We start from the raw sequence: 15,804 nt of genomic DNA, 5'->3' as shown, positions 1-15,804 counted from the left end.
GGCGGGTCACCCGGCCTTGGCCGTGGCCCGCACGCCGAAGTGCACGTAGCGGGAGCCGTCCGCGAGGGCGTAGAAGACCACCGGTATCCACCCGTCGTCGGCATTGCGGCGGCCGGCGAAGACGGTCTTCGTCGGGGTGTCCGAGACGGGGACGAGGTTCCAGTGGAGCGGGTCGAAGGTGCCCGCCAGGCCGTCGGCGCCCTCGTACGTCAGCCGGAGCACGCCTTCGCCGTCGGGGCGGTCGGTGACGGTCATGAGGAATCCCTCACGGGGGTAGCTGCCGGTGAACGGCCGCGGGTCGACGCTCGGTTGCTGCTCCGGCGGGGCGAACTCCGGCACGGCCACCCCGGCGAGTTCGGCGGCCAGCTCGCGGCAGAGCGCGTCGAAGACCTTGGGCGCGGCCGCCCCTCCGTTGGTCAGCAGGGCGATCGCCAGGCCCTTCTCGGGGAGCGCGCGCACATAGGCCAGTTGCCCGAAGGTGCTGCCGTCATGGCCGAAGCCGCGGACGCCGTCCCACTCGAACAGGCCCCAGCCCAGGCCCCAGTGCGCACCGAGGAACCACTGGTCGGGCATCTCGACCTCGCGCGTCAACATGGCCTCGACGGCCTCGGTCGAGAGCACCCGTGTGCCGTCCGGTGCGATGCCGCCGTCGAGGAAGAGCCGGGCGAAGCGGGCCACGTCGGCGGCGGTCGCGCTGATCCCCCCGTACGGGCCGGCCGAGCGGGGCAGCATGTCCCACCGCGGGGTCGGCACCGGGTCCTCGCCCGGTTCGCCCATGTGCCCCATGGCGGCGCGGAAGCGCAGTACCTCCTCGGGCAGGGTCATGGTGTGCGTCAGCCCGAGGGGGGTGCAGATCATGTCCTTCAGCGCGTCGTCGAAGGTGCTGCCGGTGAGCACCTCCACGATGCGGCCCAGGACGTTGTAGCCGGTGCTGGAGTAGGACATGGTGGCGCCGGGCGGGTTGGTCATCCCCACGGTCCGGGCGCTCGCCACGTAGCGGGCGAGGCAGTCGTCGCCCCGGCCGGTGTCGTTGACGTGGTCGCCTTGGATGCCGCTGGTGTGGTTGAGCAACTGCCGGACGGTGACCGTGCGGGTGACCTCCGGGTCGGCGACGGCGAACTCCGGCAGCACGTCGATCACGGGGGCGTCCAGGTCCAGTTTTCCGGCGTCCGCCAGTTGCATCACCAGTGCGGCGGTGTAGCCCTTGCTGACGGAGCCGATCTGGAAGACGGAGTCCGTGGTCGTCGGCACGCCGGTCTCGCGGTGCAGGATCCCGCTCGCCACCTCGTGGACCTCCCCGTCGACGAGGACGGCGAGGGCGGCACCGGGGACGCGGTGGCGCCGCAGCAGTGCGTCGAGGCGGGCCTGCCAACGGGCGCGGTCGAACGTCGCCGCGTCCGGCGCCGGCTCCCCGGCCTCCGTGCGCGCGGCCCCCTCGTGGCCCAGGTTCTCGGTCATGGTCTCTCCCCCACTGTGACGTCGGTGTGCCGGCGGTGCGGTGACGACCCTCCGCCCTCGCCGCACGCCGTGCGCTACACCGAACACTGTACGGAGACCGCACACTGTTCGCAAGTACGCACGGCGTACGGATCGGGCTACCCTGAGACCGGGAGAGAGGAGCCGGTCATGACGGCCAGCAAGGCCAACGACAAACAGCCCATCGCGTCGGTGTGGACCCGACCGGAACGGCGGAAGCGCGACCAGCCCGCACTGAGCCGGAGTCAGATCGTGGCGGAGGCCGTCCGCCTGCTCGACGAGGAGGGGATCGGCGCCCTGAGCCTGCGGCGTCTGGGGACCCGGCTGAACGCCGGGGCCACCTCGTTCTACTCCCACGTCGCCAACAAGGACGAGCTGATCGAACTGGTCGTGGACGAGGTCTACGGCGAAATCGTGGTGCCGGAGGCCGGCGCCCCCGCCGACTGGCGCGCCCACGCCGCCCGGTGCGCGGGGAGCCTGCGGGCCACCCTCCTCGCACACCCGTGGATGGCCTCGGTGCTCGGCGAGGTGGGCATGTCGCAGCTCGGGCCGAACGTGATGCGGGTCTCCGAGGGGATGCTGGGCCTCTTCCAGGCCGCCGGACTGCCCGCGGACGAGGCCGACCTCGCAGTCTCCACCCTCACCGCGTACGTCATCGGGGTGAGCATCAGCGAGGCGTCCTGGCTGACCACGCTCGCCCGGAGCGGCCGCAGCGAGCAGGACTGGACGGCCGATCTGTGGCCGGCCGCCGAGGCCGCCGCCACAGCCCACCCCGGGCTGCGCGAGCGGTACGCGGCGCTGCGCGGGAAGGACCTGCGCACGGTCCGCGACGAGAAGTTCACCTATGGGCTGGACCGTGTGCTGGACGGTCTGGCGGGCGCGGTCGGGCGGCGGGCCGGGTAGCCGGCGGCGCACCGGCCCGCTGCCGGTTCGGACACGCGATGCGGCGGCCGTCCCCCCGGGGGGACGGCCGCCGCATCCACGCGCCGCTCACACACCGGCCGTCGCGGGGCTCACCCGGCGGGGCCGCAGCAGCAGCGCGGCGCCGGCCAGGCCGGCGCTGACGATCGCGAGCGCGACGGCCAACAGCTCCGGCCACATCGAGGCGTTACCGAGGCTGCTGCGCAGCGGCACCAGGACACCGGCACGGGACAGCGCGTGCAGGACGATCACGGTGACCGCGGCCGCGGCGCTGGCGATCCACACGGCGGACGTGTCGCGCACCGCCAGGAAGCCGGCCAGCAGCAGGTAGACCACGGCGATGGCCATGGAGAGGGCGTCCGAGGCGCCGCCCTGGGTCTCCGCCGCGCCGAGCGGCAGGTGGCTCAGCCCGCACAGGGCCAGTGCCGCGGCGGCCGGCCAGCGCAGGACGGACCGCAGCACGCCGCCGACCGCCGGCCCGTGCTGTGTGGGAGCCCCGTGCCCCGGCCAGCCGCCGTGCGGCGCGTTGGCGCCCGGCCAGGGGGCGCGCTGGGGCCGCGGCGGGGTGTCCCGCATCGCCGACTCGCTGCCGCCGGGGCCCTGGGCGGCGTAGCCGTGGTCGGAGCCCTGGGCCCCGTAGCCGTGGTCGGCGCCCGGGTGGCCGTAGGGGTCGGAGTACGGGTCGCCGTAGGGGTCCGCGTAGGGGTCGTTGTGGACCGGCAGGGACGTGGTGGCCATGCTCGCGGTGTCGGCGTGGCTGTCGTGGTACGGGTCGCCGTCCGAAGGTTCCGGGCTGGGAACCTGGCCGTCCTGGGCCCGGTCGAACAGCTTGATCAGCTGGGCGACCTCGTCGACGGAACGGCCCACGGCGGCCGCGCGCAGGGCCTCGTAACTCGCCTCCGCGGTGTGCGGGGCCTCACCGAGCAGGGCGAGCAGCGGCCCGACCTCGCTCACCGGGCGGGTCATCGCCGCCACCCGCAACGCTTCGTCGCCGGGGTTGGGGTCGTCGCCGCTGCGCTTGAGCAGTTCCACGAGAGCGGCGACTTCCTCCACGGGTCTCGTGGTGGCGGCCGTCCACACGAGGGTGCGGAACGAGACGTTCTCCTGGCGGGTGGGCGGAACGTGTTCGCCGTGTTCCGTCGGGGACAGATCGGCTTGGCCCCCACGAGGAGCTGGTTCAGGTGACATGTAGCTACTCCACTGAACGGGGTGGGAGCGTCCGCACCGGAGGTGCCGGCGCTCATCGGGCGTGGTCATGGCGCGTTGTTACGTGCCGGTTGTGTCTGTTGTGGTTCAGCCAACGTCCCTCTTGGCCGCGCGCGCCAATGCAGGCGGGCCATCCGGTGGAGACACGCCGCGGGGCAGGGGAACGACCGGGCGTGTCGGCGGGGCGGGGCGGCCCCACGGCGGGCCGTTCGCCGGGGGCTAGCGGACGCCCGCGACGGCCTGCAAGGTGGCGACGGTGAAGAGCCCGCCCTGGGGATCGCGGATCACGGCCTCGCAGCCGCCGCCGTCGACCATCGGGGTCACCGGCAGCGCGAACCCGCCCGCGGCCACCGCGGCGGCGGTGACCTCCTCGATGTCGTGGACGGGGAAGTACACGTGCCAGCGGGGGCGGACGTGCGGGTCGGGGGCGGCTTCGACGGCGCCGCCGCGCAGCGCGGCCACGGTGTGCCCGCCCTCGTCGCGGACCATCACCTCGTCGTGCTCGTAGCTGATGTCGCAGCCGCCGGGCCGGTCGGGGGTCCAGCCGAAGACCTCGCCGTAGAAGATCGCCGACTCGAAGGCGTCGCGGGTGCGCAGCTCCAGGCACATGGGTGCGCCGCCCTGCCCGACGGACCAGGAGAGCGTCTGGCCCTCCCAGAGTCCGAACACCGCACCGTCCCGGTCGGCGGCGAGGGCGCCGCGCCCCTTGCCCACTTCGAGGGGGCCGACGGCGAGCGTGGCACCGCGCTCGCGGATCCGGGCGGCGGTGTCGTTGGCGTTGTCCACGGCGAAGTACGGGGTCCAGGCGACGGGGACGTGCCGCTGGGGCGTCAGCGCGCCGATCCCGGCGACCGGCTGGCCCGCGGCCAGGGCGATGGAGCAGAACTCGGCCCCCCGGCTGCCGGGCCGGAACTGCCAGCCCAGGACCTTGCCGTAGAAGTCCTGTGCGCCCGCCACGTCGTGCGTCATGAGGCTCACCCAGCACGGTGCACCACCGATGGTCGCGGTGGTGTCGCGGGCTTTGCGGGCCTTGATGGCGGGCATCGGAGCGCCCCTACCAGGGGTGGCGGCGGCCCCGGGTGCCGCGCGGGCCCGACGGACGGAGGAGGAAGCCGATCAGTGCGACGGCCGCCAGGGCGAGGACGACGAGCCAGAGCAGTTTCACGGCCAGGCCGGCGCCCGCGAGGAGCAGCACGAGGAGCAGGACGAGGAGCAGAGGGGCCATCGGGGATCCACCTCCGGACGGGCTGGTTCCCTACCTGGCCCCCATTATGCGCTTCCGCCGCCGGACCCTCTCCGGGCCGGCACCTCGAAGCGCGACGCGCTTCGAGGTGCCGACCACCGCGGGCCCTGTTTCGCTGGTAGCAGCGGCTCACCGGGCGGGCGCCGGGTTCGACGCGCCACCGGGGACGCCGGGTATCGGCACGGGACGAGAAGGAACGGTCATGGGATCCGACGAGACACGCGAACGCCTTCAGCACATGCGCGAGAAGGCCCGGGAACTGGCCGACGCCGCGGAGCGCACCAGCGACCCCAAGGAACGGCAGCGGCTCCAGGAGAAGTCCCGCCGCCTGGAGAGCCGGAGCGAGCAGGAGAGCGCCATGCGGAGCGGCGACATCTACCCGTCGCAGTGAGCGGTGGCCCGGCACGGTCCCGTCCCGGTGGGCACGGGATCCGCCGGGCCGCCGGTGTGTGCGCGTCGCTGGAACCGCTCCGGGACGAGCGGTGCCGCAGGGCGGCCGAGGCCCCGGAGGGCTGACCGCGCCGCCGACGCGACGGAGGAGGACGAGATGGACCAGCCCAGCCGTTCACCGGTGGCGACCGGGCCCGAGCGGGTCTTCTCCGATCTGCGTGCGGTGGCGGCGCGGGTGCGGGACCGGCTGTCCTGGGAGGAGCCCGAGTCCGCGGTGGCGCTGCCCGCCGAGGAGCGGGCGGCCGGGCGGATCGCCCAGTGCGCCCGGCAGGAGCGCACCCGGGTGCTGTTGGCCGGCGCCGGCGGCCTGGAGAAGCTCGCCCGGGGGCGGGCCGACGACATCGGCGACGACGAGTCGTTCGGGATGGCGGCGCTGGTCCTGCTCGAAGGGCGCCCGGCGCTCCCCGTGCGGCGGCAGGACTTCGCCCCGCAGGAGGGTGACTGGGCGGTGCTGGAGGTCCACCGGGTGGCGATCCGGCAGTCCCTGGTCCGGGTCGGCCGGGTGGAGGTCTCCGGGCACCTGAGTCTGGACTGGCTGGGGACGGGGTTCCTGGTCGGGCCGGAGACGGTGATGACCAATCGGCACGTGGCGGTGGAGTTCGCCCGCTGCGCAAGCGGGGGCTGGGTCTTCCGGCAGGGTCTGGGTGCCGCCCTCGACGTGGGCGAGGAGTGCGCGGGCGGTCCGGAGCCGCTCGACGGCGGTCCGTCGTACGAGGTCGTCGAGGTCCTGGGGATCCACGAGGAGGTCGATCTGGCCCTGTTGCGGATCGCCCCGTACCTCGGCGGCAGTGCGCTGCCCCCGCCCCTGGCGGTCGCCGCGGACGCGCCGCCGGACCTGCCGGGGCGGCCGGTGTACTGCGTCGGCTATCCGGCCTGGGACGGGCGCCGCAACGAACCGGAGTCCATGCGGCGGATCTTCCTGGACGTCTACGGCGTCAAGCGGCTCCAGCCGGGGACGGCGACCGGTCTGGCGGCGGACGGGAGTGTGCTGCGGCACGACTGCTCCACCTTGGGCGACACCAGCGGTGCGCCGGTCATCGACCTCGTCGACCACCGCGTGCTGGGGCTGCACTGCGGCGGCCGGTACGGGCGGGGCAACTACGCGGTGCCGCTGTGGCAGTTGGTGGAGGATCCGCTGTTGGTGCGGGGCGGGGTCAACTTCGTGTGAGCGCCGTCGACGGGCCGCCGGGACCGGGGGCGTCGCTGCGCACCCGGTCCCGGCGGGGATCAGCCCGACGGCGTCGTCTGGCGTTCCTTCACTTCTTGACGAACTCGGTGGTGTAGGTCTTGTTCAGGTCGATGGTGGCGTTCTTGAGGGTGGGGTTGAACGCCTTGAGGACGCGCTCGACGGTGGCCGGGCCGTCCGCCGGCATCACCCCGTCCTTGGTGAACATCGGCAGGGTGTCCTTGATCGCCTGCACGTAGAGCTCCTTGCCGCCCTGCGCGTAGTCCGCCGGCATCTTCTCCGCGATCTGCTCGGGGGTGTGCGTGGACATCCACTTGAGGGTCTTGACGAAGGCGTTGGCGAGCTTCTGGACGGTGTCCTTGTGGCTGTTCACCCAGTCCGTGTTCATGTAGAGGCTGGAGGACGGGTAGGGGCCGCCCAGCGCCTCCTTGGAGCCCTCGGGGGTGCGCATGTCGATGAGCACCTTGCCGATCTTCTTGTTGACGACCTGGGCGACGGTCGGGTCGGTCGTCATGCCGCCCTGGATGGAGCCCTGCTCCAGCGCCGACAGGAAGGTCTGGCCGGCACCGACGGCGACCGGGGTGAACTCGTTGACCTGGACGCCGTTCTTGACCGCCAGGTACTTGGTGAGGAAGTCGGTGGACGAGCCCAGGCCGGTGACGCCCAGCTTCTTGCCCTTGAAGTCCTTGGCCGACGTCAGCTCGGACGCGGCCTTGTTGGCGACCACCTCCACCTCGCCGGGCGCGTGGGCGAGTTGCACCACCGACTCGACCTGCTTGTTCTTCGCCTGGAGGTCGAGGGTGTGGTCGTAGAAGCCGACGACGCCCTGGACGTCGCCGGAGACCAGGGAGGTGGTGGCCTGGACGCCGGCGGGTTCGGTCAGCAGGGTCACGTTGAGGCCCTCGGCCTTGAAGTAGCCGAGCTGCTGGGTGAGGCGGGCCGGCAGGTAGATGACCTTGTCCAGACCGCCCACCATGATCTGGATCCGGCCGTCGTCGGCGCCCGCGGAACCGCCGGCGGAGCCGCCGCCGCAGCCGGTGAGGGCGGTCAGGGCGAGCGCCGCGGCGGCGGCCGCGGCCGTGGTCTTGAGGTGGGTGCGCATGGTCACGTCCTTGTGAGGTGGGGCGGTGCGGGTGCGGGGGGCGGCGGTGGGGTCAGCGGGCGTCGCCGGCGTCGGTCGGCTTCCAGCGGAAGAGGCGCTTCTCCAGGAAGGCCAGCAGTCCTTCGGCGAGCAGGGCGACGACCGCGAGGATCACCATGGCGGCGTAGACGCCGGCGGCGTTGAAGGTGCCCTGGGAGGCCGAGACCAGCAGGCCCAGCCCCTTGGTCGCGCCGATGTACTCGCCGACGATGGCGCCGATCAGCGCGAAGCCGAAGCTGACGTGCAGGCTGGTGAAGATCCAGGACGTGGCGAAGGGGATGACGACCTGGAGGGTGACCTGACGGTTGCTGGCGCCCAGGATCCGGGAGTTGGCCACCAGGTTGCGGTCGACCTCGCGGGCGCCCTGGAAGGCGTTGAAGAACACCGGGAAGAAGACCAGGACGACGGCGGAGGCCACCTTCGAGGCCGGACCGAGACCGAACCAGATCAGGAAGATCGGCGCGAGCACGATCCGCGGCAGCGCGTTGAGGACCTTGATGTACGGGCCGAGCACGTCGGCCAGGAACCGGATCCGGCCGAGCGCGATGCCCAGGACGACGCCGCCGATGACGCCGATGACCCAGCCGAGCAGCGCCTCGTAGAGCGTGTACCAGACCTGCTCCCACAGGGTGCCCTGTGGCGTGCCGTCGACGGCCCACTGGGTGATCTGGTCCCAGATCTTCGACGGCATGGAGAAGTTGAACGGATCGATGACCGCGGCGCGGGCCAGCCACTCCCACAGGGCGAGCAGTCCGACCAGGAGCGCGGCCCGGGTCCCGTAGACGAGGAGCTTGTGGTTGCGGGCGGCTCGGGCGCGGGCCTCGCTGCGCTCCCCCGTGGTGCCGGACGTGGTCGCGGCCGGTGCGGTGACGGTCTCAGGCGACATCGGCGGCACCCCTTTCGCGGGTGATCCGGACCTCTTCGCCGAGCGAGGACCAGATTTCCCGGTAGATCTCGATGAACTGCGGCTCCAGCCGCACCGACTCGACCCGGCGGGGCCGCGGGAGGTCGATCGTGAAGACCTCCTTGACGGTGGCGGGGCCGGCGGTCATCACCACGACCTTGTCGGCCAGCGCGATGGACTCCTCCAGGTCGTGGGTGACGAAGACGACCGAGGCGCCGGTGCCGGACCACAGGTCGAGGAGTTCGTCGGACATCAGCGCCCGGGTCTGCACGTCGAGCGCGGAGAACGGCTCGTCCATCAGCAGGATCTCGGGGTCGTTGACGAAGGTCGCGGCGAGCGCGACGCGCTTGCGCTGGCCGCCGGAGAGCTGGTGCGGGTAGCGGTCCTCGAACGCGGCCAGGCCGACCCGGGCGAGCCATTCGCGGGCCCGCTCCTTGGCCTCGGCCTTGGGCACGCCGCGGAAGCGGGGGCCGGCCATGACGTTGGAGAGCACGGTGCGCCACGGGAAGACGGCGTCCTGCTGGAAGACGAAGCCGACCTTGTCGCCGATGCCGCTGACCGGCTCGCCGGCCACCAGCACGTCGCCCTCGGTGGGCTCCTCCAGGCCACTGACCAGGGTCAGGGTCGTGGACTTACCGCATCCGGTGGGCCCGACCACGGCGACGAACTCGCCGCGGCCGACCGTCAGGTCCAGGTCCCGGACGGCGGTGTGCAGTCCGCCCGAGGGGGTGCGGAAGGTTTTGCTCGCGCCCCGTAGCTCGATGGCGGGGCTGGTGTGGCTGTTCATGGACCGGGAGGCTAGGAGCGAGCCGGGCCCGGGCGGCAGCCTTGTGGGCGCAAGCAGTCGTTCTGCGCGCAAACCCTGTTGTGCCCATTTTGCTCACGCTAGAACAACAAAAGTTCCACGGGGTCTGGGCAGCCGGGCCACGGCGGCTTACGTTGCGTTTACCCGAGATCAACAAAGAGCGGCATGAACAACGAACGACAGCACACAGCAGTGTCGGTTCCGCAGCGCGCGGAGGGCGGCCGAGACAAGGGGGACCGCATGCGGATCCACTGGCCCCGTCGTGTCTTCGCGCAGGTGCTCACCGCGCAACTGGTCATCACCACCGGGGTGACGGTGCTGGCCACCGGCCTGTTCCTGGCCCCGCTCAGCCACTCCCTGGACGACCAGGCGATGCGCCGGGCCCTGGCCATCGCGGAGACCGCCGCCGCCGACCCCGAGCTGGCCCGCGACGTGACGGCCACCGCGCCGGCCGCCCGCGGCCCGGTGCAGTCCACCGCGGAGCGGATCCGGCGGGCCACGGGGGCGCTGTACGTCGTCGTGATGGACACCCGCGGGGTCCGCTGGTCGCACACCAACGTCGCCGAGATCGGCCACCACGTCTCCACCGACCCCAGCCGGACCCTGGCCGGTGCGGAGGTCCGCCAGATCGACACCGGCACACTGGGCCGGTCGGCCCGCGCGAAGGTGCCGCTGCGCGACGACAGCGGCGCGATCGTCGGGGCCGTCTCGGTCGGCATCGCCTACGACAGCGTCCACGGACTGCTGCTGCGCGCCATCCCGGGCCTGCTGCGGTACGCGGGCGCGGCGCTGGCGGCCGGGGTGTTGGCGGCCGTGGTGGTCGCCCGCAGCCTGCGGCGCCGCACGCACGGCGTCGCCACCGCCGACATCTCGGCCCTGCTGGACGAGCGGGAGGCGATGCTGCACGGCATCCGGGAGGGCGTGGTGGCCTTCGACGGGCGGGGCCGGATCCGGCTGGTCAACGACGAGGCGGGGCGCTTGCTGGGCCTCGGCCCGGGGGCCGCGGGCCGCGATCTCGACGAGGTGCTGCCGCCGGGCCGCACCACCGACGTGCTGGCCGGTCGGGTCGCCGGCGGCGACCTGCTGGCGGTCAGCGGCGGCCGGGTACTGGTCGCCAACCGCGTGCCGACCCGCGACGGCGGTGCGGTGGTGACCCTGCGGGACCGTACCGAACTGGAGCTGCTGGGCCGGGAACTGGACAGCACCCAGGGCCTGCTGGACGCGCTGCGCGCCCAGGACCACGAGCACGCCAACCAGCTGCACACGGTGCGCGGACTGCTCGAACTGGGCAGGTACGACATGGCGGTGGAGTTCGTCGCCGAGGTGGCCAGCGCCCACCGGGCGTCCGCGGAACAGATCGCCGAGCGGGTGCACGACCCGCTGCTGTCCGCGCTGTTGGTCGGCAAGGCGGCGATCGCGGCCGAACGCGGCGTGTCGCTGCGGATGTCGCCCGCGACGTTGCTGCCGGACGCGGTGGTGGACCCGCGCGACCTGGTCACCGTCCTGGGCAACCTCATCGACAACGCGCTGGACGCCACCGTCGAGCGGCGCGACGGCGAACCGTTCGTCGAGGTGGAGTTGCGTGCCGAGGGCACCACCGCGGTCGTCCGGGTCAGCGACACCGGGCCCGGCGTGCCGCCCGAGATGCGCGAGCGGATCTTCGCCGAGGGCTGGTCCACCAAGCCCGCCACCGTCGCGTCCCGGGGCCGGGGCATCGGCCTGGCGCTGGTGCGGCGGCTGTCCGAGCGCTACGGCGGGATGGCCCGGGTCACCGCCCGCGCGGGCGGCGGCGCGGTCTTCACGGTCGTCCTGCCCGAAGCCCTGACGCCCGACCGCGTGGGCCGCGGCGGCCCGCCCGCCGTGCTCCCGTCGTCCGCCCCCCGTCAGCTCACGGCCACCGGAGAGTCACCGTGATCGATGTCCTTGTCGTGGACGACGACTTCCGCGTCGCGGAGATCAATGCCGCCTACGTGTCGCAGGTGCCCGGCTTCCGGGTCGTGGGGCGCGCGCACACCGCGGCCCAGGCGCTGGCCACGTTGGAGCGCCACCACGTCGATCTGGTGCTGCTCGACCACTACCTGCCGGACGAGACGGGTCTGACGTTGGTGCGGCGGCTGCGGCAGATGGGGCACCACTCCGACGTGATCATGGTGACCGCGGCCCGGGACGTGGCCACGGTGCAGGCGGCGATGCGGTACGGCGCCCTGCAGTACCTGGTCAAGCCGTTCGGCTTCTCGGGGCTGCGGGCCAAACTGGACGGCTATGCCGCGCTCCGTCGCACCGTCGAGGGCGTCGGCGGCCGGGGCGAGGCCGGTCAGGAGCAGGTGGACCGGATCTTCGCGGCGCTCCGCACCCCGGACTCCCCGCACCGCGAACTGCCCAAGGGGCACTCCGCGGCCACCGTGGACCTGATCCGCCGCATCCTGGACGAGGCCGGGCTGCCGCTCTCCGCCCACGAGGTCGCCGAGCGCGCCGGGGTCAGCCGCTCCACCGCGCAGCGCTACCTCAAGCACCTCGAACGCGCCGGCCACATCAGCCTCACCCTGAAGTACGGCGACACCGGGCGCCCGGAACACCGGTACGCCTGGGCGCGGGCGAGCTGATATTCCGGCGAGAAAACGCTGCCTGAGCTGGTTCTCCTTCAGAGGGGGCCGGGCCGGGCGGCGATGAGGTGTCGACTGCGCGAGTGGCGGAAACTTCCGCCGAGTACGCCGATGATGCCGGCCGTTCCGAGAATTTCCGGCTTGCGGTCCACGCCGCCCGCGCCCCACGCGAAATCCGGGCACCGAGGAATATGGAATTACGTCTTCCGAATTCTGCGCGGTGGAGGCGGAGCGGGGCCTGGCAGCTTACTTTCCCGTCCCACGACGAGGCGCGCAACGCACGCCGAACAGGCGCAGATTCAGCCAGGCGCGAGGCGCCGGCAGCGCGCCGAAAGACTCCGGATATTCATAGATAACCGCCACTACGGTGCTGCCGTTACCTCTCACGGCGATATACCCCAGAAACCCGAGTAAGACCCGTTTCCGAGGGTCAGAGCACTTCAGGAACGAGGGAAAAGCGTGTCGAATTCGGCAGGTTACGGTTCCGGGCCTCCTGATCCGTTGAGCGGTGCCGGACGAAGACGGCGCCGCCACCGGACCCGTCGACCGGTGAGTGCGTCCGCGTGCCCGCCACCGCGCGGTTTCCGGAACACCGGGGATTCCCGTCCCGGCGCGGAGAGACGCCGATGACCGGGGACACCACGAGCCTGACCGCCCCTGGCCGCGCCGAGACCGGTGCGCCGCGCAGCGCACCCCCGTTCGTCGTGCTCCTCGGCACCGACTACGCCGGCAAGTCCTCCGCGTTGACGGAACTCGCCGAGCGTGCGCCGTCCTGGCACATGGTCTCCCTCGACGACGCGTTCCTGGCGCCCGGCCACTCCCTGATCGGAAGGCTGCGCCGCAACCTGGTCGCCGACGTCCTGCCGGATCTGCACGACGGCTACTCCCTCGACTTCATGGTCACCCTGCTGCAGACGGCGACGGTCCATCTGCGCGACAGCATCGAGCGCACTCCGCACGGAGCACCGGTGCTGGTGGACTCCTACTACTACAAGATCCTCGCCAAGTGCCGGCTGGCCGGCGTCGACGGTCACCCCCTGTTCGACTGGTGGCGCAGCTTCCCGCAGCCCCGGCAGGTGGTCTTCCTTGAGGTGTCGACGACCACCGCCTGGGAGCGCAGCGGCGAAGGAGCCGAGGCCAACCCCCTTGAGTACTACGGCGAACGGCCCGACCGGGCGTCGTTCGAGAAGTACCAGTCCGACCTGCGCGAAGCCCTTCTGGACGAGGTCCGGCACCTGCCGGTCACCGTCGTCGAGGAGCCGGACGACGTCTCCCGGACCGTGCGGTTACTAGGAGAGGTGATGGGCCGTGACATCGGTTGATCCATGGGCTGATCCGGCCCGGATGCGCAGCTACCGGGAGCGGGTACTCGGCGAACGCGCGCGCCTCCACGGCGCGCTCGCGGACGCGGACCGTCACCAACACCGCGTGCTGGGCGAGCTGTTGGAGCACAACGCGGGTACCGAGTACGGCCGCGCCCACTCCTTCGGCGCGATCCGTTCCCTGGCCGACTTCCGCAAAGCGGTGCCGATCAACGACTACGCGGCGCTGGCGCCCTGGATCGAGCGGACGGCGGCGGGCGAGAGCAACCTGCTGAGCGCCGACGACCCCGCGGTGTACTTCACCAGCAGCGGCACCACCGGCGCCCACAAGAAGATCCCGGTCACCGAGGGCTTCATGCGCCGGGCCTTCTTCCCGTTCTACTTCGCGGCCTGGGCCCCGTTGATCGAGCACTTCCCCGACGTGCTCGACCGGCCGGACGCGGTGCTGAACCTCAAGCACGACCCGCGTCCCGCGCCCCCGACCACGGCCTCGGGCCGGCCCCACGTCGGCGCCAGTCAGGTGGACCTCGGTACGCGGTTCGGCGAGCCGCTGTCCGCCGAACCCGGCACGTTCGCGCCGTGGGGCACCCTGCCGGTGCCGGTCGACGAGGACGACCACCTGGAGAAGACCTACCTGCGGCTGCGCCTCGCGGTGGAGAGCGACGTCCGTTGCGTCATCGGGATCAACCCGGCGATGGTGGCCGCGCTGCCCTACCAGTTGAACCTCTGGTGGCCCCGGCTGGTCAAGGAGATCCGCGACGGCACACTCGGCGGGGTGCCGTACGGCAGTCCCCATCCGGAACGGGCGGCCACCCTGGAGCGGCTGGCCGACCATTTCGGGACGATCCGGCCGGCCCACGTCTGGCCGCACATGCGGACGCTGTTCCTCTGGACGACGGGCATGGCGACGCTCTACCTGCCGCGGCTGAGCGAGGAGTTCGGCCCCGGCGTGGCCACCCTTCCAGCACCCGTCGCCGCGTCCGAGGGGCCCACCGGTGTCGCACTCGACCGACACGGCTCCGCCGGCTCCCTGGTGGTGACCGCGTCGGCCTACGAGTTCCTTGACGCCGAGTCCGACATCCGTCCCGACTCCCCGACCCTGACCCTGCACGAACTGGAGCCGGGCCGGGACTACCACGTGATCTTCAGCCACATCGGCGGTCTGTACCGCTACGCGGTCGGCGACGTGGTCCGGGTCGTCGACCGGGTCGCCGGCGTGCCGCGGGTGGCGTACGCGGGCCGCAGCACCCGGTCGGACGCGGTCGGCGAGCGGCTGCGCGACGCGCAGGTCATCCGGGCGCTCGCGACGGCAGCGCAGGCCACCGGCCTCGACGTCCGCAACGCCGCCTGCCGGGTCGCGGACCGGCCCGAAGGCGCCGTCGCGCACTACGAGTTCGCCGTGGCGGCCCGCGACGCGTGGAGCGCGCAGGAGACGCAGCGCTTCGCGGTCGAACTGGACGCGGCCATCGGCCGGGAGGCCGCCGGCTACCGGACGGCGCGCGCGGCCGGCCGGCTGACCGGCGCGACCGTGCGGCGCCTGGACGGTGACGCCTTCCTGCGGGACTGGCACACCAGCGTCGCCACCGGCATCCGGCCGACCCAGGTCAAAGACCGGATGTTCCGACAGGACCACACACTCTGGGGGCAGCTGACCGGCACTGACCCCGTCAGCGAGGAAGGCACGGCATGACCGAGCAACTGGACGCCGTCGAGCGGACCGCACTTCTGACGGCGGCGCTGCGCGCGGCGGAGACCGCACGCGAGGACCGGCTCTACACCGACCCCTACGCCGTCCGACTGGCCGGAGAGGGAGGCCCTGAGCTGCTCCGCGAGGTCCGCGAGGCCACCTTCCCCAAGGACGTGCGACGCACCGTACCGAGCACCCCCGACTACAACGCCATCCGCACCCGGTTCTTCGACGACTTCCTCCAGTCGGCCGTCCAGGACCCGGAGATGCACCAGATCGTGCTGGCACCCGCCGGGATGGACTCACGCGCCTACCGGCTCGACTGGCCCGCGCACCTGCGCTACTTCGAGGCCGACCGGCCCGCGGTCCTGGCCTACAAGGAGGAGCGGCTGCGGGGGGTACGGCCCCGGGTCGACCACCGCTCGATCGCCCTCGACCTCACGTCGCCCGACTGGGAAAGCGAGTTGACGGCCGCCGGCTACGACCCGGAGCGGCCGTCCACCTGGCTGCTGGAGGGGCTGCTCTACTACATTCCCGGCGACGACACGCACCGCATCCTCGACCGGGTGGCCGCGCTCATGACACCGGGCAGCCGGATCGCCGCGGACATCGTCAACGCGGCCGCGCTGACCCTGCCGAACATGCGTGATCTGCTCGACGTGTTCGCCGGCTGGGGCTGCCCGTGGCTGTTCGGCACCGACGAGCCGGAAGCGCTGTTCGACGCCCACGGCTTCACCGTCGAGGCCACGCAGCCGGGCGAGCCGGCCGCCGACTACGGGCGGTGGCCCGATCCGGTGCCGGACCGCTCCGAGACCGGTGTGCGCCGGGTGTTCTTCGTCCACGGACGACGGAGCTGAGAC

15 protein-coding genes are annotated in these 15,804 nt (G+C 72.4%); 8 read left to right on the top strand and 7 right to left on the bottom strand.

The annotated features are described in order from the left end of the window. Positions 1-6: 6 nt before the first annotated feature. Positions 7-1,458 (bottom strand): serine hydrolase domain-containing protein, encoded by a 1,452-nt coding sequence (locus ACLJT4_RS15835; RefSeq protein WP_411122958.1) that lies wholly within the window; start codon positions 1,456-1,458, stop codon positions 7-9. A 168-nt stretch (positions 1,459-1,626) separates the two neighbouring features. Here ACLJT4_RS15835 and ACLJT4_RS15830 point away from each other — a divergent pair, with 168 nt between their 5' ends. Continuing rightward, on the top strand, positions 1,627-2,379 hold the full coding sequence (locus ACLJT4_RS15830; RefSeq protein ID WP_411122957.1) for a TetR/AcrR family transcriptional regulator: 753 nt from the start codon (positions 1,627-1,629) through the stop codon (positions 2,377-2,379). 87 nt (positions 2,380-2,466) lie between these two features. Here the strand turns inward: ACLJT4_RS15830 and ACLJT4_RS15825 are convergent, their stop codons facing one another. The 3 genes from ACLJT4_RS15825 to ACLJT4_RS15815 form a co-directional block, all read right to left on the bottom strand. Then, entirely contained in the window at positions 2,467-3,585 is a 1,119-nt protein-coding gene (locus ACLJT4_RS15825; RefSeq protein ID WP_411122956.1) for a hypothetical protein, read from the bottom strand. A 237-nt stretch (positions 3,586-3,822) separates the two neighbouring features. After that, positions 3,823-4,647: a VOC family protein gene (locus ACLJT4_RS15820; protein ID WP_411122955.1), complete on the bottom strand. Its 825-nt coding sequence runs from the start codon at positions 4,645-4,647 to the stop codon at positions 3,823-3,825. A gap of 10 nt (positions 4,648-4,657) precedes the next feature. Then, a complete protein-coding gene (locus ACLJT4_RS15815) occupies positions 4,658-4,828 on the bottom strand; it encodes a hypothetical protein (protein ID WP_411122954.1) in 171 nt (56 codons plus the stop codon). 220 nt (positions 4,829-5,048) lie between these two features. On the opposite strand from ACLJT4_RS15815, the gene ACLJT4_RS15810 reads away from it, so the two are divergent. Then, the gene (locus tag ACLJT4_RS15810) at positions 5,049-5,237 is read left to right on the top strand and encodes a DUF6381 family protein (protein ID WP_016578226.1); all 189 of its coding nucleotides are present in this window, start codon (positions 5,049-5,051) and stop codon (positions 5,235-5,237) included. Between the two features lie 156 nt (positions 5,238-5,393). Further along, complete coding sequence (locus ACLJT4_RS15805) at positions 5,394-6,464, top strand: trypsin-like serine peptidase (protein WP_411122953.1); 1,071 nt, start codon at positions 5,394-5,396, stop codon at positions 6,462-6,464. A gap of 88 nt (positions 6,465-6,552) precedes the next feature. On the opposite strand, the gene ACLJT4_RS15800 is transcribed toward ACLJT4_RS15805, so the two are convergent. From ACLJT4_RS15800 to ACLJT4_RS15790, 3 genes are read right to left on the bottom strand one after another with little or no spacing between them, the layout of a single operon-like run. After that, a complete protein-coding gene (locus ACLJT4_RS15800; RefSeq protein WP_411122952.1) occupies positions 6,553-7,584 on the bottom strand; it encodes an ABC transporter substrate-binding protein in 1,032 nt (343 codons plus the stop codon). A gap of 52 nt (positions 7,585-7,636) precedes the next feature. Further along, complete coding sequence (locus ACLJT4_RS15795) at positions 7,637-8,509, bottom strand: ABC transporter permease (protein ID WP_411122951.1); 873 nt, start codon at positions 8,507-8,509, stop codon at positions 7,637-7,639. Beyond that, a complete protein-coding gene (locus tag ACLJT4_RS15790; RefSeq protein ID WP_411122950.1) occupies positions 8,499-9,314 on the bottom strand; it encodes an ABC transporter ATP-binding protein in 816 nt (271 codons plus the stop codon). The genes ACLJT4_RS15795 and ACLJT4_RS15790 overlap by 11 nt, the downstream gene beginning before the upstream one ends. A gap of 258 nt (positions 9,315-9,572) precedes the next feature. Here ACLJT4_RS15790 and ACLJT4_RS15785 point away from each other — a divergent pair, with 258 nt between their 5' ends. From ACLJT4_RS15785 to ACLJT4_RS15765, 5 genes are all read left to right on the top strand, one after another. Further along, entirely contained in the window at positions 9,573-11,246 is a 1,674-nt protein-coding gene (locus tag ACLJT4_RS15785; protein WP_411123182.1) for an ATP-binding protein, read from the top strand. Continuing rightward, positions 11,243-11,935, top strand: coding sequence for a response regulator (locus ACLJT4_RS15780; protein ID WP_233657523.1), 693 nt, complete (start codon positions 11,243-11,245; stop codon positions 11,933-11,935). The genes ACLJT4_RS15785 and ACLJT4_RS15780 overlap by 4 nt, the downstream gene beginning before the upstream one ends. 626 nt (positions 11,936-12,561) lie before the next feature. After that, the gene (locus ACLJT4_RS15775) at positions 12,562-13,257 is read left to right on the top strand and encodes a hypothetical protein (RefSeq protein WP_411122949.1); all 696 of its coding nucleotides are present in this window, start codon (positions 12,562-12,564) and stop codon (positions 13,255-13,257) included. Further along, on the top strand, positions 13,244-14,947 hold the full coding sequence (locus ACLJT4_RS15770; RefSeq protein WP_411122948.1) for a GH3 auxin-responsive promoter family protein: 1,704 nt from the start codon (positions 13,244-13,246) through the stop codon (positions 14,945-14,947). The genes ACLJT4_RS15775 and ACLJT4_RS15770 overlap by 14 nt, the downstream gene beginning before the upstream one ends. Further along, on the top strand, positions 14,944-15,801 hold the full coding sequence (locus ACLJT4_RS15765; protein WP_411122947.1) for a class I SAM-dependent methyltransferase: 858 nt from the start codon (positions 14,944-14,946) through the stop codon (positions 15,799-15,801). The genes ACLJT4_RS15770 and ACLJT4_RS15765 overlap by 4 nt, the downstream gene beginning before the upstream one ends. The last annotated feature ends 3 nt before the right edge of the window (positions 15,802-15,804 follow it).

The sequence above is a fragment of the Streptomyces sp. x-19 genome, from assembly GCF_046549115.1.
GTDB lineage: Bacteria > Actinomycetota > Actinomycetes > Streptomycetales > Streptomycetaceae > Streptomyces > Streptomyces albulus_C.
The sequence above is the reverse complement of the archived record's forward strand: the minus strand, read 5'-3'. Positions and strand labels throughout refer to the sequence as shown.